1 protein-coding gene is annotated in these 237 nt (G+C 29.1%); it reads left to right on the forward strand.

The genetic code is table 11. The annotated features are described in order from the left end of the window. The coding region (locus AOA60_RS01245) for a LysE family transporter (RefSeq protein WP_158235011.1) at nt 1–237 on the forward strand (237 nt) is incomplete at both ends.

Genomic DNA, 237 nt, shown 5'->3' on the forward strand with positions numbered 1-237 from the left:
AACTATTGCAGATGCCTTTTATATGCTACTAGTTTTTCTTGGTGTTTATCATTTGATTGAATTACCATTTGTACAATCTTTTTTATGGCTTTTTGGTTTTTTCGTTCTTGTTTACACTGGAATAGAAAGTCTTTCAGGAACAAGTGATATTTCACTAACTAAAGATAAAAATTTACGGGAAGCTCGTTCGAAATCTTTTTTTTCAGGTTTTTTTATGTCTCTTTTTAATCCTTTAAC

It is taken from the genome of Pseudomonas sp. 2822-17, from assembly GCF_002742485.1.
Taxonomy (GTDB): Bacteria; Pseudomonadota; Gammaproteobacteria; order Pseudomonadales; family Pseudomonadaceae; genus Aquipseudomonas; species Aquipseudomonas cyclaminis.